The organism is Arthrobacter sp. KKT183 (genome assembly GCF_055657625.1).
On record NZ_CM145770.1, the window covers coordinates 3,638,894 to 3,658,373 of the forward strand.

Genomic DNA, 19,480 nt, shown 5'->3' on the forward strand with positions numbered 1-19,480 from the left:
CCATCCTAGGCACACTGTCCTGGGGAACTGGCTGATGTGCTGGGGCCTACAGTGCGGGCGCACCCTCGTATTGTTCGACGGCCGTCCGGTAGCTCTGCGCCGTGAACAGTGCGGTCCGCTGCCAACCGAAGGCCAACGCGTGCACCGCAGCATTGGTGCCGAGCGTGCGGCGCATTGCGCCGTCGTCGTGCAGGACCTCCAGCGCCGCTGACCATAGTGCGGCACCATGCCCGTCAACCAGAACGCCGGTTCGCCCGGCACTGATCGCCTGCGGCAGTCCGCCGACATTCGCTGCCAGAACCGGTGTGCCGCAGGCCTGCGCTTCAAGCGCCACCAGACCGAAAGATTCGCTGTAGGAAGGCATCGCAACGACGTCGGCCGCGCGGAACCAGTGCGCAAGCTGCTCCGGCAAAACGGGCGGATAGAGCCGGACCACGTCCTGTAGTCCAAGCCGATTGATCAGGGGCCGCAGCTCCAGGGCTTCAGGTCCGCTGCCGGAGCCGATGATGCTGACCTGGAGTGGGATGTCGGGGCGCCGCGCCAGCAAGTCAGCGGCAGCCTCAACCAGCAGGTGGGGACCCTTCAGCTTCTGGATCCGCCCGGCGAAGACCACGTGGAACGTCTCGGCAGAGAACGAAAGCCCGGAACGCGAGGCGGGCCGGTCAAGCGCATTGAAGATGTCGAGATCCACACCGGGGGCGACAATGTCGACCTTCTCGGCGGCCGCCCCGTAAAGGGATTCCAATTCCGCGGCCTCGGTACTTGTGTTGGCGATGAGGCGATCGGCGTCGCTGACGATGGTCTGCTCGCCGGAAATCCGCGATTCAGGTTCCCTTACTCCTCCGGCATGCAGCCGGAGGTTCTTCACCCTCGCCATGGTGTGCATCGAGTGGACCAACGGCAGGTTGAGGGATTTCGCGACGGTCAAGCCCACAATGCCGGAGACCCAGTAGTGGGAGTGGATGACATCGAAGTGTCCGTCTGCCAGCAGATCGGTGGCGTCGGCGATGGCGTCGGCCAGGTCATCGGAGAGTTGGGGAAGTACTTCTTTCGGAACCCGGCGCGTGGGTCCGGCAATAAGGTGGCGGACCAGGACACCCGGGCCCAGCTCCTCAATGTGAGGTTGCCCGTCCGCTGCTGCGCGAGTGAAAATTTCGACGTCGATACCGACCTTGGCGAGCTCCAGCGCCACTGAGCGTACATAGACATTCATACCGCCGGCGTCGCCGCCGCCGGGCTGATCGAAGGGCGACGTGTGAAGCGACAGCATCGCCACGCGCTTCACGGGGGTCACGAGCCCTCCCTTCGCCGTCCAGGTTGTATTCTTCTGCCAGCACTTGACCTCTGGCCACTAGTGACCATATAACGCGGACAACAGTCACGACATTCCGCGGGAGCGCCTCGTGGAGCCGGAGTGGTCCGTTAAAGGCGGAAGCCCGCGCTGGGAAGCGCGGGCTTCTCTGGTGGTGGCACCGATGACTTGCATCAGTTTCTCCTTCGCGGATCGACAGGGCGCGGCTACACGCCGCATGGACGCACCTGTTACTTGATGAACAGGTGATGCTGCGGCAGGGCAAAAGACTGGGCGTTTTCCCAGGCGTTATCGACCGACGATTCCTGTATTCGCTTCCAGAAGGAAACACTTTCCCGAAGTTTCTTAATCATGAAGTACACCTCCTCTCGCTGCGTGAAGTCAGGCATCACCGCTGATAAATCGACGGGTTGCGTGTCGGGTTCACGAACCGGGTCGAGGCGGGTGAGACTGCCGGACATGATGAATTCCCCGTGTGAACGCTGCTGTGCATCGACCTGGGCCGTGGTGCGTTCGGTGGAAACAGGGGCTGAAACAGGCATGGATATCTCCCGAGATTGTGGTGCGGGAAGAGAAGAGGGCTGCGATGAGCCCGGAATTCGTGAGAAAGGCACGAAAAAGCGAGGCGGGTTCCGCCTCACGCACACAAAGGAAAAAGGAAAACTTCTCCGCAGAAGAAATTAGGAGAGAAGTGCCGTTTTCAGCAGGAAGTTAATGCGCAGCGATGGCGGAGGCTGGGCGGGTTCGCGCGGCCATCATGCCGCCGAGAAGATTAATCACCGAATCCCACCTCCACTTCTAACTTGCGCTTACCTGAACAGTGCAAAAACAAAGGAAGATTGAGTTCTCCCAATGGCACTTCTCAAAGCTACCTCAAACGAAGCGCCTTCGCCTAGCTCTTTTGCAAGAAATTCCGAATATTTTGCCGGACGGGGAGTAGCCGGGACAGCAGCAGCGCATTAGCCCGCCAGGCAGCGTTAGGCTGACCAAGGATTCGAGGAGAGGTAGGCGGATGGGATCTGCACGGCTCCGCGAGGTCGATGCGCTGCGCAGCTTTGCGCTCGGCGGCATCCTCATGGTCAATATCTGGTACTTCGCCGACGCGTTCACCCTTGCCGGCGAAATCAGCCCGAATCACCGGTCGGCAGCCGACCTCGCAGTGCGGTTCACGGTTGCAGCTCTCTTCGAAGCGAAGTTCTACCTACTCTTCTCCTTCCTGTTCGGCTACAGCTTTGATCTGCAGTGGCGGGCGGCCATTGCGGCAACCGCATCCCCGGTACAACGCATCCAGCGCCGCCTTGCTGCGTTGTTTGTCCTCGGCTTGCTGCACGGTCTCGTCCTGTTTTTTGGGGACATCCTCCTGACGTATGCGCTGATGGGCCTGATTCTGCTCGCGACGCACTCACTGCGCACGTCCACGGCCGTCATCACGGGCAGTGCGCTGATTGGAGGGATCGGTTCGCTCATCCTGGCTGTGGGCCTTTTCATTGCCGGCGCCGGAGCGGGTGCTCCTTCCGCCGCTATTGCAGTCAATTCAGGCGCGCTCACCCAGAGCCCAAGCTCGGTCTTCGCAGCCAACGCGGACAACTTCCTGGAGAACGTTGCCGGTGTGGTCTTCGTTCAGGGTCCGCTCTCGCTCGGAATGTTCTACCTCGGGCTCGCGGCCGCCCGGGCCCGCCTTTTGGAACGGCCGCTCTCCACCCGCATCCTGACGACGACGGCGGCAACCTGCCTTCCCGTCGGCCTCGCCGCCGGTGTTTTCCAGGCCTACCTGACCACCTATAGGAGCGGCGACCGGTTCAGTGTGCTGGCCTTCGGCATCTCAACGCTCACCGCGCCTCTGCAGACAGCCGGCTACGTGAGTCTCCTCCTGCTGCTCTTCCGCACGGCGGCCGGAGCACGCCTCTGCGGACTGCTTGCACCCGCGGGACGCATGGCGCTCACCAACTACCTCCTGCAGTCGGTGATCATGGCGCTCGTTTTCACCGCCTACGGGCTGCGGCTCTCCGACGGACTGCCGGCCAGCGCGGTGGCGGGAATCGCCGTCGTCATCTTTGCAGCCCAACTTATCCTCAGCCGCCTTCTCCTCGCACGCATACGAATTGGCCCGGCAGAGTGGCTACTGCGGAGCATCACGTATGGCCGACGGAGTACGCGGGCACCGGGAAGTTAGACGTTCCAGCGCAGGATGGCGGGAGTGCGCTTGTCCCAGCCGAGCGCACACACCGCGGCCGTACCAAGGATGAAGCGCCGCCCCTCCACGGGTTCGAACTCCAGCCAGCGCGCCGTAAGCACCCGGAGGAAGTGGCCGTGAGCAACCAGGAGGGCGTTACGCACCGGTTGCGCCTGCGGATCCTGGTCCGCCGGTGTGCCGCAACCGGCCTGAACCCTCGAGATGATCCGGTCAGCGCGTGCTGCCACCTGGGCAATGGTTTCTCCGTTTGGGACGCCGTCCTTCCAGATGAGGTAATCCGGATTCTCCTTGCGGACAAGCGCGCTGTTACGGCCTTCATTGTCGCCGTAGTCCCACTCATGGGCATACGGGAGCACCTCGGCGCCACCAAAACCGGCCAGCTCAGCCGTGCGTCGCGCACGCTGAAGCGGAGACGTGAAGACCAGGTCAAACTCGACGCCGGCCAACCGGCTCGCAGCGTCCCGTGCCTGCTGCTCGCCGGCCGAAGTCAGCGCAAGGTCAGTGAGGCCGGTGTAGTTGCCGTCGCGGGACCACTCCGTCTCACCGTGGCGCAATAGCCAAAGGTTAGGCAGCGGTGTGCCCGCCGCGGTCAGATCAGCGGCAGCTGCTCCGGACTGGCTCATGATTCATCTCCTGCTTCGGGCTGGCCGGCCCACCAGACGCGCAACTTGGACTCGGCAGCCTCACGGGTATGCGGACCATGTTCCATGCGTTCCTCCAAAAGAAAGCGATAGGCCCGCCCCACAACCGGCCCCGGCCGAATGCCCAGCAGCTTCATGATGTCTTCTCCGTCCAGATCCGGCCGTATCGATGCGAGCTCTTCCTGCTCGGCGAGCGCAGCGATGCGGTTCTCGAGGTCGTCGTAAGCAAAAGCGAGGCGCTCTGCCTTCCGGCGGTTGCGCGTTGTCACGTCCGACCGCGTCAGCCGGTGCAGCCGTTCAAGCTGCAGCCCGGCGTCGCTCACGTAACGGCGCACGGCGGAATCCGTCCAGCCCGCCTCGCCGTAGCCGTAGAAGCGCATGTGCAGCTCCACGAGGCGCGCCACCGCCTTGATCGTGTCATTGTCGAAACGGAGCGTCTTCATCCGCTTGGCTGTCAGCTTTGCTCCGACAACATCGTGGTGGCGGAAACTCACCGCGCCGGTTGGTTCGAAGCGCCGGGTGGCCGGCTTCCCGACGTCGTGCATCAGGGCAGCGAACCGCAGGGCAAAGTCCGGAGCCGGCACCGCGCCGTCGTCATCGGTTTCCAGTGCGCACGCCTGCTCCAGCACGGTCAGTGAGTGCTGGTAGACGTCCTTGTGCCGGTGGTGCTCATCCATCTCAAGGCGCAGCGCAGGCACCTCAGGCAGCACGTGGTCGGCCAACCCGGTGGAAACCATGAGGTCGACGCCCCGCCGGGGGTGGGCACCGTTGATGAGCTTGATCAGCTCATCCCGGACGCGCTCTGCGGAAATGATGGTGATGCGCTCGGCCATCGCGGTCATCGCATCCCGCACCTCCGGCGCAACCTCCACTCCCAGCTGGGAAGCGAACCGCGCCGCGCGCATCATTCGGAGCGGATCATCGGAGAATGACGACGACGGCGCCCCCGGAGTGCGCAGCAGGCCCGCGTGCAGGTCCTTTACTCCACCGTACGGGTCCACGAGTTCCAGTGAGGGCAGACGCAAGGCCATGGCGTTGATCGTAAAGTCCCGGCGGAGGAGGTCATCCTCCAGATTCGTGCCGAAGGCAACCACGGGCTTGCGGGAGGACGGCTCATACGCCTCGGCGCGGTAGGTCGTGACTTCGATGGTGAAGGACGCCTTGCGCAGCCCGATCGTTCCGAACTCCCGGCCAATCTCCCAAAAGGCGTCGGACCACCGCCGGATGACCGCGATTATCTGATCCGGATCAGCGTCCGTGGTGAAATCGAGGTCCGGCGAGGACCTACCGAGGAAAAGGTCGCGGACCGGCCCGCCCACCAGTGAAAGCTCGTGGCCGGCATCAGCGAACAGCCGTCCTAGCTCAGTAACCACCGCCGGAAGGGGGGCGGTCAACGGGGAATCTTCCAACAGGTGCACCATAGTCCTTTAAGCGTGCCAGAGATCAGCCCAAACACCATTACGGGAACGGGGGCACGCGCTAAAGGGTCGCCGGTGGAACCATCGGCACGGCAACACGCCGACCGTCCTGCATGCTGGCGGGGAGCCGCCCGCGCGGTCATCATCCCCCAGCAAAGGTAGTTAGAGTGGGATCATGGACCGTCCCGTTCCGAGCGCACCAAAGCGCACCCCATTGACAGCGTCAATGGGCCGAACAGGCGCGCCTTTAATTCATCAGTCCCTCCCCACGGTGGAGGAAGTGTCGGCCGGCGGAATCGTCGTCGACACCTCTACGGACCTGCTCAACGTAGCAATCATCGCGAGGCTGAACCGCGGTGGACGGCTTGAGTGGTGTTTGCCCAAGGGACATCCGGAGAACCAGGAAAACAACGAACAGGCAGCAGTAAGGGAGATCGAGGAGGAAACCGGCATCTGCGGCCGCGTCCTCGCAGCGCTCGGCAGTATTGACTACTGGTTCACTGTCAGCGGTCACCGCGTCCACAAGACGGTCCACCACTTTCTCCTTATCTCTACGGGCGGGCATCTGACCATCGAGAATGATCCCGATCACGAGGCCGTCGACGTCGCATGGGTTCCGCTCGCAGACCTCGGCCGCAAGCTCTCCTTCCCTAACGAGCGGCGTATCGCCGACCTCGCCCGAGAGGTCCTGCCGCAGTACCTCTGAGCCGGTGCCCGTCATACCGTGGCGATTACGGGCTTGCTGCGTGGACCGCGGTTACCGGGATCGGCCGCCAATGGTGAGACGATAAGTCACGATGTCTGATACCAACACCGCCTCAATACCGGTCCAGGATGCGGGCGTGGTGCCCAGTCGCCGTCCCACTCCCGCGGGCAACGTTCCGCCCACTGATACAACAGCACGCTCCAGCGCAATCATGGCCGCGGGTACCCTCGTTTCGCGTATCCTCGGCCTCGTCCGTGTCGCTCTTCTCGCCACGGCGATCGGCACGGCCGGCGCGGTGTCCGACCTGTTTCCTGCTGCCAACAACCTGCCGACCTACATCTTCCTGATGGTTGCCGGCGGTGTGTTCAACGCAGTGCTCGTGCCGCAAATCATCCGAGCGAGCCAGCAGGAGGACCGCGGTTCGGACTTCGTGAGCCGCCTGATGACGCTCTCGGTCATCGTCCTGTTCATTCTTACGGTGCTGATTACGCTCGCTGCGCCGTTCCTGGCGGACCTGCTCACCAATGTGTCCGGTGACGCGCTGGCCCTCACTACGGTCTTTGCCTATTGGTGCCTGCCACAGATCTTCTTCTACGGGCTTTACTCGATCATTGGCCAGGTGCTTAACGCCAACGGCTCCTTCGGCCCGTACATGTGGGCTCCAGTGGTCAATAACATCGTCTCGATCGGTTTCCTCATTGCCTTCATCGTGATGCTGGGCGCCGAACGGACCACTGGCCATACCCCCGATACGTGGACTCCCACCCATACGTTGCTGCTGGCCGGCGGCACCACCCTCGGCATCGTCATCCAGGCGGTGGTCCTCATCGTCCCGCTGCGCCGATTGCACCTCGGCCTTCGTCCCAGGTTCGGGTGGCGCGGCGTCGGGCTCGGCAAGACAGGACGGCTGGCTTCCATCACGATCGTGACCATGCTGATCGGCAACGGTCTCTACATGATCAACCAGTGGGTGGCCACGATCGCCACAGAAGCTCGAACCGACCTGCCCGACGACGTCTACATTGCCGGTCTGACCAACCTGGACATCGGGTCGCTGGTCTATGTTCTGCCGCACTCCGTGATTGCGCTATCGCTGGCAACCGTCATGTTCAATCGTCTAGCGGCCGCGCACTCGCAGGGTGATGTGGAAACCACCAAAGAAACACTGTCCCTGGGCATGCGGACCATCGGCGTGGCCACCGTTTTCGGTGCAGCAGCGCTACTGGCCCTGGCCGCGCCGCTTGGCATGGTCTTCTCCGGTGGTATCCGTGCCGGCGGCGCACTCAACGCACTGATCATCACGCTGCTGGCGGTCGGCGCGCCCTTCCTCAGCGCCAATTTCTTCCTCAACCGGGTTTTCTACGCGGCGGAAGACGCCATCACCCCGCTGAAAATCCAGCTCATCCTCTCGGTCACCGGGGTTGCACTGGCCCTCACCGCCAGCCTGTTCGAGCCGGCTCTCATCGTTCCCATGCTGGCTCTCAGCTTCACCCTCGGTAATATTGTGGCCGTCGTCGTCAGTCATGTGTTTCTGGTCCGGAAAATCGGCGGATACGGAGCTGGGCATATTTACGACGTGCACGTCCGGCTGACCGTTGCGGGCCTCATCGCCGCGGCTTTCGGCGCCGGGCTGTTGTGGTTTTTCGGTGCCTACCAGCCGGACGGGTTCGTCTGGCAGTCGGTGGGAAGCGCCGTCGTCGTTTTGCTGGTTGCCGGACCGCTGATGGCAGGGGTCTACATCGGCATGCTGAAAGTCCTGCGGATCACCGAACTGAGCGACTTCCTCGCTCCGCTCCTATCCCGCTTCGCACGCCGGTAAGCGGTGGCCCCGCGCGTGCGCACTATCTGCCCGGAAGTGGCCGGTAGCATTGGTACAAAGTATCCACATCCGGGAGGAACACGTGCCAGAAGCAGTAGACGTCGGCTCAGTACTGGGCGGCCGGTACAAGGTCACCGCTTACGTCCTCGCCTCTGCTGAGAAGGACCTGGTGCTCGATGGCGTGGACCAGGTGCTCAATCGGCCGGTCAGCATCCTGGTGGCATCGCCTTCCAACGCCGGTCAGGTTGCCACGAGCGCCCGCGAAGTCGCCACGGGTGAGCGGTCCGGTAATATCCAGGTTCTTGATCTCGGAATCACCGACGCCGGCACCTACCTTGTCACCAACCGCGCACCGGCGGCTGACCTCCTGGACCTTGTGATCCAGCAGGATGCCCCCTATATCGAACCGTTCTTCACAGACACCCTCGGTTCGGAAATCTTCGGTGTTGCCCGTTCCACGGAGCCGGAAACCCACGAGGACGACGACGACTATCACCACGAGCCGGAACGGCGGCCGGCACGCCTCCCGAAGGCGCGGATGCCCCGTTTCGGCCGCGGGTCTGCGGCCGGCGCCGCCGGCGGAGCTGCTGCGGGTGCTGCCGCCGCGTCCGGACAGGCAGATCCAGGCACTGCACCGCAGGACATCTCGGCATCCCGCCCCGTCGGAGGCAATGCGAGTGTTCCACCGCCACCGAGCGCCCCTCCCCGGGCTATCCCGGCTGACGAGCGGAACGAGCGGGCGAAAGTCACGGCCTGGTCCGAAGACGATTACGACCGCCCGGAAGACCGATCATCATCCCAGCGGCCGGCGTCGCGTTTCCCCGCCGCTGCTGCGGGCGGAGCTACCGCTGCCGGTAGCCAGTATGACGACGACGGCCCGTACGAGGATTACGACGAGGATGAAGATCGCGAGAACAATCCCCGCTTCACGCGCTTGCTCGTGGGTATTGTCCTCGCTCTTGTAATTGTCGGTGCGGTCGTCCTCGCTGTCACCCAATTGCGGCCCATCTTCGACCCGCCTGTCGCCAACGAGAGCGCAACGACGGAGAGTGCCGTCGAACCCACGGACAGCGCGGCTCCCTCTCCGTCCGCCTCAGGCTCTGCAACACCGACACCGGAGCTGGTACCCCCGGTCGCCACAAGCGTCACTCGCCTGGTGCCGGATAATCCCGAGCTCAACTCCCAGACCGACGGTGACCTCGGGGCAATCATCGACGATAACCCTGCAAGCTTCTGGGGCAGCCTCGTCTACGCAAACGAAACCTTCGGCGGGCTCGCTCAGAACCTTGCGCTCGTGGTGGAACTGGAAGAGCCATCCAGCATCTCGGAAATTCAGATTGAACAACTGAACAGCTCAGGCGGCAGCTTCAGTGTATTGCTGAATGATGAGCCGACACTTGAGGGCGCTACCCAGGTGGCGCAGTCGGGCTTCACCGGACCGTCGGTGACGTTCAATGTGCCGCAGGTCGATGGTGCTCCTGCCACAGCGCAGTATGTGATCGTAAATTTCACTCAGCTCCCCAGGCTTTCCAACGTTCAGGCACAGTACCCATGGGGAATGCGTATCGCCGAGATCAACATCTCCTAGCGACTACCCCTCTGCCCGGGACACGGAATAACGGCAGTTGACCTGTCGTTATTGCAAATGATCGCGACTGGACTGAAGGTTCGATCGCTCTCACCGATAGAAAGGTTCATCAAACCCGTGAGCACTGAGACAGACAACGGCAGCAATTCGCCAAGCGATATCCGCGACGTCATCATCGTAGGGTCCGGTCCCGCTGGATACACCGCCGCGGTCTACACAGCAAGGGCCAATCTTTCACCGCTGCTGATCGCCAGCTCGGTGACCGCTGGCGGCGAATTGATGAATACGACTGACGTCGAGAATTACCCGGGATTCCCCGACGGTGTCATGGGCCCTGACCTCATGGAGAACTTCGAGAAGCAGGCAGCGCGCTTTGGAACTGAGATCCTTTTTGAAGATGTGACGTCGGTAGACCTCTCTGGAGACGTCAAAGCCGTTACCATCGGCACCGGTGAGACGTTCAGGGCTCGTGCGGTCATCATCTCCACCGGATCCGCTTACCGCGAACTCGGCCTCGAAGATGAGAAGCGACTTTCCGGTCACGGAGTCAGCTGGTGCGCCACCTGTGACGGGTTCTTCTTCAAGGACCAGGACATTGCCGTTATCGGCGGAGGTGACTCAGCTATGGAGGAGGCACTCTTCCTGACCAAGTTCGCCCGCTCGGTTACGGTGGTCCACAGGCGTGATTCCCTCCGCGCGTCACGAATCATGCAGGACCGCGCACTGGCTCACGAGAAGATCCGCTTCGAGTGGAACGCGGAAGTGGCAGCTATCCATGGCACCGACAAGGTGACCGGTCTGACGCTCGCGAGCACCGTCGACGATTCCTCCCGGGAACTAGCTGTCACTGGAGTGTTTGTGGCGATCGGCAACGACCCTCGGATCGACCTGGTCAAAGATCAGCTCAAGCTGACAGGTGAAGGAACCATTGCCGTTCTCGGGCGGACATCCAAGACCTCCTTGCCCGGTGTGTTTGCAGCCGGGGACGTCATTGACCCGACGTACCGTCAGGCCATCACGGCGTCCGGTTCCGGCTGTGTTGCTGCCATCGATGTCGAGCACTACCTCGCTGATCTGGGAGACACTGTGCAGACAGCCGCTGAAGTACCGACACCGGTAGCAGAAGAAGTCTCCGAGACCGCTTCCGTATAACCCTCGAAAAGGAGTAGAGATATGAGCGATGCAAAGGAAGTTACTGACAGTTCGTTCGAAGCCGACGTACTCAACGCTTCGAAACCCGTAATGGTTGATTTCTGGGCCGAGTGGTGTGGCCCCTGCCGTAAACTATCGCCAATCCTTGATGACATCGCTTCAGAGCACGCCGACAAGATCGATGTCGTGAAGCTGAATGTTGATGACAACCCTGCCACGGCGGCGAAGTACGGGATCACGTCAATTCCCGCTGTGTACGTCTTCCAGGACGGGGAAGTGGCGGCTACCTCAATTGGTGCCAAGCCAAAGCAGGTGTTGGAACAGGAGTTTGCACAGTTCCTCTAAGAACGCGGATCAGAAGAAGCCGGGCCGCCCAATCGGGCCCCGGCTTTTTCGTGCACGAGATTGCGGTGCCACCTCCCGATAGTTTCCAGACGCTGATGTCCACGAGATCAATGTTTCACGTGGGACACAATCTGCATGCGCACGGAGCTTTAGTAGCGGGAGTGTGTTTGGCCGCGGGCCACTACAACTTCAACTCAGCCAACGGCTCACCGAAAATCGTATCCCGCCCCCGGTCTTCTGTGGACCGATAGCAGACGCTGGCCCGAGGACTTGTCCGACAGGTCCTCTATCTCCTGAGCGTCCTGGATGTCAGCGGCAGTCCCGCGCCAACACTGGCTAGCCGCCCGATGCTGGCCGGTACGTTTCACGTGGAACGCGCGAGCGGTCAGGTACTTACAAGGCGACCCACCAAAAGCCAAAGGGAATCGGTGCTCTGATCGCAGATGCCGACTCTGTTCACAGGGCGCTAACGTCCGTCCAAGAACACACCCGCCGGCGTCACCAGCCAGGTCAGATAGGGAAACCGGCGGTTTCACGTGAAACCTTCGGACTTCCTGATTCATGAAGCCGGACCATCGACAACCCATCGCGACTTAGCCCCGCTCGCGCGTCGGTGGCAGCTCGATCCCGAGGAGCTATCCGGGGCCGGCCTTCGTTAGGCTTGCTGCCCCAGAGCTTCGCGCTCAATCGAGCTGCCCGTCCTTCGGAACGGATCCAGGCAGTTCCAGGCCTAGCTCCCAACAGCGTCACGCAGGCACTCATTCGGTCGAGTTTCACGTGAAACTGGGACTCCAAACGTGTAGCGACGGGGTCGTGCCGGTTTGCAAGTTACAGGTCTTCAAAGGCTAGACGGCAATACGGGACGTGGGCGCCGTGGTGGCGATTGGGGTCCCCGAGCGCAGACTGCACGAAACGACCCGCCTCAGCCTCCAGCAACGTTGTCTTCGGCGATACTTCTGAAGCGCCCGCGGACACTCATACGCAGACACTCATACCAATTGGGCTACGGTTTACTTTCCCTGAAGCGAGTGAGTAGGAAAAAAGAACGGTTGGCGAGGAGCCAGGGCACATGGCAACGCGCGACATCGCCACAACCGGAGCCGCATAGCGCATCGTCACATTGCATCCGGTCAGTAGTATCGTGCGTTTCACGTGAAACGGCTTGCTCCGACAGCATAGACTTGGAAGCTGCCCGCCCGTAGCCTGAATCAACGGCAACACGCACCAGTACCGCCGCTGAACAATTCAATCGGTTAAGCCAATCGGCAACTCGCTAATGACGCCGACCGCGTAGTGCCCGTGCCTGTCGCCCGCCCTTCGCCCTCGGGTCGCCCGCCCTTCGCAACAGCCGCTCACCGAGATGGCATTCCGGTGTACCGGTGTTTCACGTGAAACCGTTCGTTCCTTGGCACTCCTGCACGAGCAATTTCCTACAATGCAGAGGCTCGCCACGAGTGCTCGGAATCCCGCGTGACACTTTCCTCCGCCGTCGTATCCGGTGCCATCAGCCACGCAGTCGTCAACTGGCCCATCGCGCCAGCGTGGCGGGCAAACGATCAGCAACCGGGTGAGTTCGGTAGACAGGCCTCTGTTTCAAACGCCGGCTGTACCTTGAGACCAAGTTTGATCAACTCAGCGATCATTCAATACCAAACGCGACCCACCCCAGGTAGCCATATAACATTCAACGCGTCGATCGAGGTTGTGTGGTCTCAGCGTGATTCGCCGCCGTATGCGGCGACGATTTGGGCGGATCGTCCGAATGCAACGCTGAGTTATCAACCCCTGATTAACTTTCAGCGCACGTAGGACCGTCGATTCAACCCGAGCGGATCTCGCCAATGTAAACGGCTTATCCTTGACCGGACCAGGCTGATCAAGGAAAGACGCCGTTTCACGTGAAACTTCCACGTAAACGGCGCCTTCTGGTAACCTAACGACCGCTCCTTCCCACTATGGAGTCGGTGCGAGTACCCCCATGATTCGGTTCAGGTCGTCAACACTCGCGAACTCAATACTCACCCGTCCCTTTTTTGCGCCCAGTGTGATCTTGACACTGGTGTCCAACCGATCGGACAGCGAGGTAGCAAGGTAATCGAGGCGCTCATGTCGCGCGCCAACTCGCGGGCTACTTGGCTTCGATGGCCGGCGCAGACCGTCACTCATGGCAACGATCTCTTCTGTGGACCGGACGGATAGACCCTCAGCGACGATCCGTTGTGCCAGCTTCTCCATCTCAGCTGGATCGGACAGTCCGAGAAGCGCCCTCGCGTGCCCAGCACTGAGCACGCCAGCTGCCAGGCGGCGCTGCACGAGCGGTGGCAGTTTCATCAGCCGCAATGTGTTCGAGATCTGCGGTCGGGAACGCCCGATGCGCACCGCCAGCTCCTCTTGAGAACAACCGAAGTCCTCGAGAAGCTGTTGGTACGCAGCAGCTTCCTCAAGTGGATTGAGTTGACTACGGTGCAGGTTTTCCAGAAGGGCATCCCGGAGAAGATCATCGTCCGTGGTGTCGCGGATGATTGCTGGAACGGTTTCAAGGCCGGCCTCTTTTGATGCTCGCCAACGACGCTCGCCCATCACTAGCTCGTAGTTCTGTTCTCCGCCCTCAGGGGAGACACGAACCACTACCGGTTGCAGCACACCAATTTCACGGACAGAGTGCACCAGCTCAGCCATCTCGTCTTCGTCGAAGACGTTACGGGGCTGCTTCCGGTTAGGGTGAATGGAGTTAATCGGGAGTTCGGCGAAACGGGCTCCCGGTACCTCGCGAAGCGTTTCACGTGAAACGTCATCGGGTGAAACGTCATCAGCGGTATCGGTTCCGGCGTCGACGATACCCGTCTTATCCTCGCCCGGCTCGGCTTCGGAGCCCGGCGACGCCCCTTCAACTCGGGACACAGGGGAAGGTTCCTTCGCGGCCGGGCGCTGCAACTCAACTGCGTCAGATGCCGCCAAGGTGGTCGCGTCGCCAGGGCTTGTCTGCAAACCCGCTGCATCCAGAGCAGGCTCCGGCGTGATGCCGCTCTGGTCTGTCTTCTGATCATCAATCGCCGGATCAACCGGTGTTGCAACAGTGCCTTGACCAGTGAGTTCCGCCTTGGCTTTTGCTGCCCTGATCGGCGGTTGCTTCTTGAGCCCTGCCTGGTTACGTCCGGTCTGTCGCTTCGAGGGCGCGGTCAGCGCCTCCTTGTTAATCGACGATCGCGTAGACGACTGCGACGGCTCATCCCGCTCTCCGCCATCACTTGAGCGATCACCGGCGCCATTAGATGCGCCGGTGGGGAAGAAGAGGTCAACTGGACGCCCACGCTCAGTGACCCTCGTGCTAGTACTGCCTGCGTTTCCATCCTGTTGTTCTGCGCTGCTCGGTATGAGCGCGCCAAGTCCTCGACCTAGACCCCTACGCTTCTCAGGCATGAAACGGTTCCTCTCAAAGGAGAGCAGACAAACTGCAGCGATTGATAACGCGTTCAGTCTACTGTGGGGGATGCGCTATACAGCGCAGGCGCTCTAGGAGCGTTCCGCTATTTCAGCGGCCGCTTCTAAATAGGACAGTGCACCACTCGATGATGGGTCATAGGTAAGTACTGTCTGCTGGTAGCTGGGAGCCTCTGATATCCGCACAGAACGGGGAACAACCGCTTTTAAGACCTGGTGGGGGAAGTGCTCGCGAACCTCGGCAGCCACCTGCGCGGCCAGATTAGTTCGGCCGTCGTACATGGTGAGAAGGATCGTAGACACAACCAGATCAGCATTGAGGTGCTTCTGGATCATCTCGATGTTCTTCAGAAGCTGGCTCAAACCCTCTAGAGCGTAGTACTCGCACTGGATGGGTATAAGGACTTCACGAGCCGCTACAAAAGCATTGACGGTCAATAAACCGAGACTTGGCGGGCAGTCGATGAAGATGAAATCCAAACGGTCCTCACCATTCTCCGCACGCTCTTTCGCATACAGATCGATGGCACGCCGCAGCCGCTGCTCACGAGCCACCAGCGAGACGAGCTCAATTTCAGCGCCGGCCAAGTGAATTGTCGCGGGCGCGCAGATCAGGTTTGGAACATCTGGGCACGGTGCCACCACACTCGACAGTGGAAGGTCATCGATCAGGACATCGTAAATGCTGTCCACTTCGGCATGATGCTCAATGCCCAGAGCGGTAGAGGCGTTTCCTTGCGGGTCGATGTCGATAACAAGAACGTTCAAGCCGGAGGAGGCGAGACCTGCCGCGAGATTCACTGTTGTGGTCGTCTTGCCGACGCCGCCCTTTTGATTGCTGACGGTAAGCACACGCGTCTCGGCCGGCCGAGGCAAAGAGCGCCCCAGTAGCTTCTCGCGTCGCCGGTTCTCCGACGCAAGCTCACGCGCCAAAGGGGTGCTGTCGTCGAGAACATCCATGACGTTCCTGGTACTTCCATTAGATTTCACGCTGGTGGCCTGACTTGAATCACTTGTCCCGCCCGTGCGGCCCGTTTCACGTGAAACGATGCCGGTGTTTGTCGGGTTCGAAAACACTTCGGGTTGAATATCGGCGATAGTGATTGCCAAGGACGAACCCATCATCGACGTAGGCTGCTCGCGTCGCATGGCAGAATCTTTCGTCACAAGCGTTTTGCTCACTTTCCGGTCCGGGTGTTCCACTCTAGGTTATCGGGTGTAGGCCCCATACCCCGGCAGGCAATCCCTTGTGTGGTGGAACTTCCCTCTAGAGACGAGATCAGCGTTCGACGACGATACGGACTACCGTCGTCGGTTCGTCAAGGAGATCGCCACCCACTGTTTCAACGCGCGTCGACTTTCCACCCAAACGGCGGATGATCTTCGCCGCCTTCTCTACTTCTTCACCCGCGCTTCGCCCCTTGATGGCGAGGACCTCTCCCGGACCCTTAAGGAGTGGCAGGGTGAGCGAGGCGAGCCCGGACAGCGCGGACACAGCGCGAGCTGTAACAACATCTACGTCAGACTTTCCGATAGCTTGCTCAGCGCGACCGCGAAAAATCTCCACGTTCTTCAGGCCGAGATCCTCGGTCACCTCGCGAAGCCAGTTCACTCTTCGTTCGAGGGGCTCAATCAGGAGGAATGCAGCGTCCGGTCTGGCGATGGCAAGAGCCAACCCAGGCAAGCCGGCACCACTACCGACATCAGCAACGCGAGACGCCTCTGGAATCAGTTCACCGACAACCGCACAGTTAAGGACATGCCTGTCCCACAAGCGCGGCAACTCGCGAGGTCCGAGGAGACCTCGCTCGATCCCTGACGTAGCCAAGTGGTGTACGAAGCGCTCAGCAAGCGGAAGGTCGTCACCGAAGATGGTGCGCGCAGCAAGAAGTTCCTTGGTGCTGATCTCAATCGTCAAGGCAATCCCTCCTTTGGGAAAGACAGACGGGATGTCAGGATCCGGCTGACACTACGATGTGGCGCCGTGACCCCTCACCCTCGGACTCGCTGACCATGCCCAGATCCGCAACAATGTCGTGGACGATTTTGCGTTCGTATGCAGACATCGGCGCGAGAGCTACCTCTGTGCCGCCTTCCTTGACCGTACTTACTGCCTGTTCGGCGATCTCGCGGAGCTCCTTGTTACGGGCCTCACGAAATCCGTCAATATCCAGAACAAGACGTGAGCGGTGTTCCGTCGACGTAAGCACCGAGAGCCGTGCCAGTTCCTGGAGTGCTTCAAGAACCTCCCCATCCCGACCGACAAGAGCTTCAAGTCCCCGTGCTTCATTCTCTTCCGACACGATCGAGATGTAGGTGCGCCCATTTCGCACCTCAATGTCGATATCACCGTCTAGATCCGCTATGTCCAGGAGTTCCTCCAGGTAGTCCGCGGCGACGTCGCCCTCGTCTTCCGCTGAGGTCGCTTCATTTTGGTCTCCTGCGTCCTGGGCGCCGGCGTCCCTAGCAACTGTCTGAAGAGATTCTTCCTGCATGTTGTCAGTGCTCATTTGCGTTTCCTGTTCTTGCGCTGAGGCTGTACTCGTTGAGCTTTGGGTGGAGCAACAACTTCGACTGCCGGTTCACTCTTCTTCTCGCCGAGCAACGGAACCATGGGCAGTCCCTTCTTTGCGCGACGCTCGGCCAGGGCCTTCGCCGCCGGGGACCCCGGAGTAGGCATCCGCCTGATCACGTAGAACTGCTGAACCATGGTCCAGAGGTTGGTAGTGGTCCAGTAGATGAGCACACCGATCGGAAAGTTGATTCCACCAATACCGAAGACCAGCGGAAGGATGTACAGCATGATCTTCTGCTGCCGCATGAAGGGACTCTGCATGGCCTCTTCGGACATGTTCTTGGCCATGATCTGCTTCTGCGTGATGAACTGCGAGGCAGTCATGGCAAGGATCATGATGATCGAAAGGACCACCACTGAGGTATGTCCCTCAGTACCGAACCCGTGAAGCAGGGAGGAGGAGAGGGGCGCACCGAAGATCTCGGCAGCATCGAACTGCTGCACATCGTCGACGGTCAGAGCACCGATACCCTCACCATTGTCGCTTGCGGTGGATACACCGTTCAGAACAGTGAACAAAGCGAAGAAGAACGGCATTTGGATCAGGATCGGCAGACACGCAGCAAACGGGTTTGTCCCATGCTTCTTGTACAGTGCCATCTGCTCCTGCGTCATTGCCTGACGCGAAAGCTGATCCGTCTTGCCCTTGTATTTCTGCTGCAGCTTCCGAAGGTCCGGCTGCAGCGCCTGCATCCCGCGCTGGGCCTTGATCTGCTTCACGAAGACGGGGATCAATGCGGCTCGGATGACCACAACCAGGCCAACAATGGACAGCGTCCAGGTCCAGCCGGACGCCGCGTCCATCCCGAGGAAGGTGAATCCCTCGTGGAAAGCCTGCATGACCCAAGACACCAGCCATCGGAAGGGCAGGAGAATCGTTTCGAAGAAATCCATAATCTGTTGCTCCTCAGGCCGCTGGGCGGCTTTCCTCGTCTGCAGGAATCACCGGGTGATTCAGCACTACAATCTGTGGTTCCTCACCGGGTGCAAAGCGTCGCCCACCAGACGGCACGTGGTCCACGCCGCCGTCGTTCCAGGGATGGCACCGGCAGAGCCGCCTGGCAGCTAGCCATGAACCCTTTCCAGCACCATGGACGGTCACAGCTTCAAGTGCGTAGGCCGAGCAGGAGGGGAAAAATCGGCATACCGGTCCATAGAGGGGTGATATCAAGCGGCGGTAGCCAACAAGGATGCCGATAAGAATGACACGTGGCAGCGACAACAGCCCGGAGAGTTTGGACGGCGAATGATCCCGTGTCATCTGCCGTCTCCCTTTCTGCCGCCGTCCTTGCTGAACCGCTTCACACTCGATGCCAGGCATCGTTCAAAATCGGAACTGAGCTCGGGCCAACCCGCCGAAGCCGCCGAAGGCAGTGCACGTACGACAACATCTACTCCGACCGGTCGCTTCACCAGCGCTGACGCTGCTGCTTCTCTCAGTCTCCTCTTAACGAGGTTCCTTGTTACCGCGTTCCCCACACTTTTCGACACAATGAAACCGAAACGCGAAGGCCTACCGGCTCCGGTTCCGACCGCATATAACACCAAGTTCCGGCACCCCGAACGGGTACCGGAACGAACGGTATGTGAAAAATCTGTGGCCGTCCGAACTCGGTGGGCGATAGGAAGCACCTGGAGCTCCGGGACGGTCAGGGCGTTGTCAGTTGAGACAACACCGGCGGACGGATTGACTGATGCTAGGCCGAAAGCTCGGTGCGTCCCTTGCCGCGGCGCGCAGACAGGATGGCGCGGCCGGCGCGGGTGCGCATGCGAAGGCGGAAGCCGTGCTTCTTGGCACGACGGCGGTTATTCGGCTGAAAGGTCCGCTTGCTCACTGTGATACTCCAGAACGTTCTTGGCATGCGCTGCCGTTGCAACAAGGGGGAAGAACGGACTGGCGCAATGAAGTTGTAGTACATCTGCGTTGGCGTGCAACAGCATACTGTTCAGCGCTTGGCTGACCGTATGGAGGCACGCAAAATGCAGACATAAAGGACTACATAACGTTAGGGCACCGAACACAAGGCGGTCAAACCGACCGGCTTCGACACAGCGCGCGGCGTCCTGTGAACCATGTGGACAACTGCCGACAACCGGCCGCTCCTGCACCCTACGGGCACTCGCGGGAACTACCTTATCCACAGGCGCGGGCCCAGCTATCCTCTGTACTTTTCATCGTCTACTGTTGCCGGGTGGCGCAATTATCCACGTACTGTGCATAACTCTGTGGATTACTGACCCTGCTACGGGGTCAAGATGGCTCAAAAGAACTGACAACTGAGGACGCGA

18 protein-coding genes are annotated in these 19,480 nt (G+C 60.7%); 6 read left to right on the plus strand and 12 right to left on the minus strand.

Features of this window, described 5'->3' with window-relative positions; all coding sequences use genetic code 11:
• Positions 1 to 46 precede the first annotated feature (46 nt).
• Together mshA and ACZ2GY_RS17200 are read right to left on the minus strand one after the other, a co-directional pair.
• Positions 47 to 1,294, minus strand: coding sequence for a D-inositol-3-phosphate glycosyltransferase (gene mshA, locus ACZ2GY_RS17195; protein ID WP_471672612.1), 1,248 nt, complete (start codon positions 1,292 to 1,294; stop codon positions 47 to 49).
• A 248-nt stretch (positions 1,295 to 1,542) separates the two neighbouring features.
• The gene (locus ACZ2GY_RS17200) at positions 1,543 to 1,854 is read right to left on the minus strand and encodes a hypothetical protein (RefSeq protein ID WP_277358508.1); all 312 of its coding nucleotides are present in this window, start codon (positions 1,852 to 1,854) and stop codon (positions 1,543 to 1,545) included.
• A gap of 470 nt (positions 1,855 to 2,324) precedes the next feature.
• Between ACZ2GY_RS17200 and ACZ2GY_RS17205 the strand changes: the two genes are divergently transcribed.
• Positions 2,325 to 3,485: a DUF418 domain-containing protein gene (locus tag ACZ2GY_RS17205; protein ID WP_471672613.1), complete on the plus strand. Its 1,161-nt coding sequence runs from the start codon at positions 2,325 to 2,327 to the stop codon at positions 3,483 to 3,485.
• Here ACZ2GY_RS17205 and ACZ2GY_RS17210 read toward each other — a convergent pair.
• Together ACZ2GY_RS17210 and ACZ2GY_RS17215 are read right to left on the minus strand one after the other, a co-directional pair.
• A complete protein-coding gene (locus ACZ2GY_RS17210; RefSeq protein ID WP_056545578.1) occupies positions 3,482 to 4,129 on the minus strand; it encodes a histidine phosphatase family protein in 648 nt (215 codons plus the stop codon). The genes ACZ2GY_RS17205 and ACZ2GY_RS17210 overlap by 4 nt on opposite strands.
• The gene (locus ACZ2GY_RS17215) at positions 4,126 to 5,568 is read right to left on the minus strand and encodes a CCA tRNA nucleotidyltransferase (protein ID WP_277358506.1); all 1,443 of its coding nucleotides are present in this window, start codon (positions 5,566 to 5,568) and stop codon (positions 4,126 to 4,128) included. Before ACZ2GY_RS17215 ends, ACZ2GY_RS17210 begins: the two co-directional genes overlap by 4 nt.
• Before the next feature lie 172 nt (positions 5,569 to 5,740).
• Here ACZ2GY_RS17215 and ACZ2GY_RS17220 point away from each other — a divergent pair, with 172 nt between their 5' ends.
• The 5 genes from ACZ2GY_RS17220 to trxA all read left to right on the plus strand — a co-directional run bounded on the left by ACZ2GY_RS17220 (position 5,741) and on the right by trxA (position 11,175).
• On the plus strand, positions 5,741 to 6,271 hold the full coding sequence (locus tag ACZ2GY_RS17220) for an NUDIX hydrolase (RefSeq protein WP_082565888.1): 531 nt from the start codon (positions 5,741 to 5,743) through the stop codon (positions 6,269 to 6,271).
• 91 nt (positions 6,272 to 6,362) lie between these two features.
• Complete coding sequence (murJ, locus tag ACZ2GY_RS17225) at positions 6,363 to 8,090, plus strand: murein biosynthesis integral membrane protein MurJ (RefSeq protein WP_277358504.1); 1,728 nt, start codon at positions 6,363 to 6,365, stop codon at positions 8,088 to 8,090.
• Between the two features lie 82 nt (positions 8,091 to 8,172).
• Positions 8,173 to 9,678, plus strand: coding sequence for an ABC transporter substrate-binding protein (locus tag ACZ2GY_RS17230; protein ID WP_471672614.1), 1,506 nt, complete (start codon positions 8,173 to 8,175; stop codon positions 9,676 to 9,678).
• A 117-nt stretch (positions 9,679 to 9,795) separates the two neighbouring features.
• A complete protein-coding gene (trxB, locus tag ACZ2GY_RS17235; protein WP_277358062.1) occupies positions 9,796 to 10,830 on the plus strand; it encodes a thioredoxin-disulfide reductase in 1,035 nt (344 codons plus the stop codon).
• A gap of 21 nt (positions 10,831 to 10,851) precedes the next feature.
• On the plus strand, positions 10,852 to 11,175 hold the full coding sequence (gene trxA / locus ACZ2GY_RS17240) for a thioredoxin (RefSeq protein ID WP_277358063.1): 324 nt from the start codon (positions 10,852 to 10,854) through the stop codon (positions 11,173 to 11,175).
• Positions 11,176 to 13,128: 1,953 nt separating this feature from the next.
• Here trxA and ACZ2GY_RS17245 read toward each other — a convergent pair.
• From ACZ2GY_RS17245 to rpmH, 8 genes are all read right to left on the minus strand, one after another.
• Positions 13,129 to 14,595, minus strand: a complete 1,467-nt coding sequence (locus tag ACZ2GY_RS17245) for a ParB/RepB/Spo0J family partition protein (protein WP_471672615.1) — start codon at positions 14,593 to 14,595, stop codon at positions 13,129 to 13,131.
• A 93-nt stretch (positions 14,596 to 14,688) separates the two neighbouring features.
• On the minus strand, positions 14,689 to 15,765 hold the full coding sequence (locus tag ACZ2GY_RS17250; protein WP_471672616.1) for a ParA family protein: 1,077 nt from the start codon (positions 15,763 to 15,765) through the stop codon (positions 14,689 to 14,691).
• Between the two features lie 130 nt (positions 15,766 to 15,895).
• Positions 15,896 to 16,534 carry a 16S rRNA (guanine(527)-N(7))-methyltransferase RsmG gene (rsmG, locus tag ACZ2GY_RS17255; RefSeq protein WP_404800709.1) on the minus strand — a complete coding sequence of 213 codons (639 nt, stop codon included), beginning with the start codon at positions 16,532 to 16,534 and terminating at the stop codon, positions 15,896 to 15,898.
• Between the two features lie 34 nt (positions 16,535 to 16,568).
• Positions 16,569 to 17,126: a Jag family protein gene (locus ACZ2GY_RS17260; RefSeq protein WP_471672617.1), complete on the minus strand. Its 558-nt coding sequence runs from the start codon at positions 17,124 to 17,126 to the stop codon at positions 16,569 to 16,571.
• A complete protein-coding gene (yidC, locus tag ACZ2GY_RS17265; protein WP_056545587.1) occupies positions 17,123 to 18,085 on the minus strand; it encodes a membrane protein insertase YidC in 963 nt (320 codons plus the stop codon). The genes ACZ2GY_RS17260 and yidC overlap by 4 nt, the downstream gene beginning before the upstream one ends.
• Positions 18,086 to 18,098: 13 nt before the next feature.
• On the minus strand, positions 18,099 to 18,452 hold the full coding sequence (gene yidD, locus ACZ2GY_RS17270; RefSeq protein ID WP_346027786.1) for a membrane protein insertion efficiency factor YidD: 354 nt from the start codon (positions 18,450 to 18,452) through the stop codon (positions 18,099 to 18,101).
• Positions 18,449 to 18,823 (minus strand): ribonuclease P protein component, encoded by a 375-nt coding sequence (gene rnpA, locus ACZ2GY_RS17275; protein WP_277358069.1) that lies wholly within the window; start codon positions 18,821 to 18,823, stop codon positions 18,449 to 18,451. Before rnpA ends, yidD begins: the two co-directional genes overlap by 4 nt.
• 65 nt (positions 18,824 to 18,888) lie before the next feature.
• Positions 18,889 to 19,026: a 50S ribosomal protein L34 gene (gene rpmH / locus ACZ2GY_RS17280; protein WP_022892375.1), complete on the minus strand. Its 138-nt coding sequence runs from the start codon at positions 19,024 to 19,026 to the stop codon at positions 18,889 to 18,891.
• Between the last annotated feature and the right edge of the window lie 454 nt (positions 19,027 to 19,480).

Excerpts from the sequence above, each read along its gene's own strand:
- ACZ2GY_RS17200 (WP_277358508.1), bottom strand. The coding sequence starts at position 1,854 with ATGCCTGTTTCAGCCCCTGTTTCCACCGAACGCACCACGGCCCAGGTC.
- ACZ2GY_RS17205 (WP_471672613.1), top strand. The coding sequence starts at position 2,325 with ATGGGATCTGCACGGCTCCGCGAGGTCGATGCGCTGCGCAGCTTTGCG.
- ACZ2GY_RS17210 (WP_056545578.1), bottom strand. The coding sequence starts at position 4,129 with ATGAGCCAGTCCGGAGCAGCTGCCGCTGATCTGACCGCGGCGGGCACA.
- ACZ2GY_RS17215 (WP_277358506.1), bottom strand. The coding sequence starts at position 5,568 with ATGGTGCACCTGTTGGAAGATTCCCCGTTGACCGCCCCCCTTCCGGCG.
- ACZ2GY_RS17220 (WP_082565888.1), top strand. The coding sequence starts at position 5,741 with ATGGACCGTCCCGTTCCGAGCGCACCAAAGCGCACCCCATTGACAGCG.
- murJ (WP_277358504.1), top strand. The coding sequence starts at position 6,363 with ATGTCTGATACCAACACCGCCTCAATACCGGTCCAGGATGCGGGCGTG.
- trxA (WP_277358063.1), top strand. The coding sequence starts at position 10,852 with ATGAGCGATGCAAAGGAAGTTACTGACAGTTCGTTCGAAGCCGACGTA.
- ACZ2GY_RS17245 (WP_471672615.1), bottom strand. The coding sequence starts at position 14,595 with ATGCCTGAGAAGCGTAGGGGTCTAGGTCGAGGACTTGGCGCGCTCATA.
- ACZ2GY_RS17250 (WP_471672616.1), bottom strand. The coding sequence starts at position 15,765 with ATGCGACGCGAGCAGCCTACGTCGATGATGGGTTCGTCCTTGGCAATC.
- ACZ2GY_RS17260 (WP_471672617.1), bottom strand. The coding sequence starts at position 17,126 with ATGAGCACTGACAACATGCAGGAAGAATCTCTTCAGACAGTTGCTAGG.
- yidC (WP_056545587.1), bottom strand. The coding sequence starts at position 18,085 with ATGGATTTCTTCGAAACGATTCTCCTGCCCTTCCGATGGCTGGTGTCT.
- yidD (WP_346027786.1), bottom strand. The coding sequence starts at position 18,452 with ATGACACGGGATCATTCGCCGTCCAAACTCTCCGGGCTGTTGTCGCTG.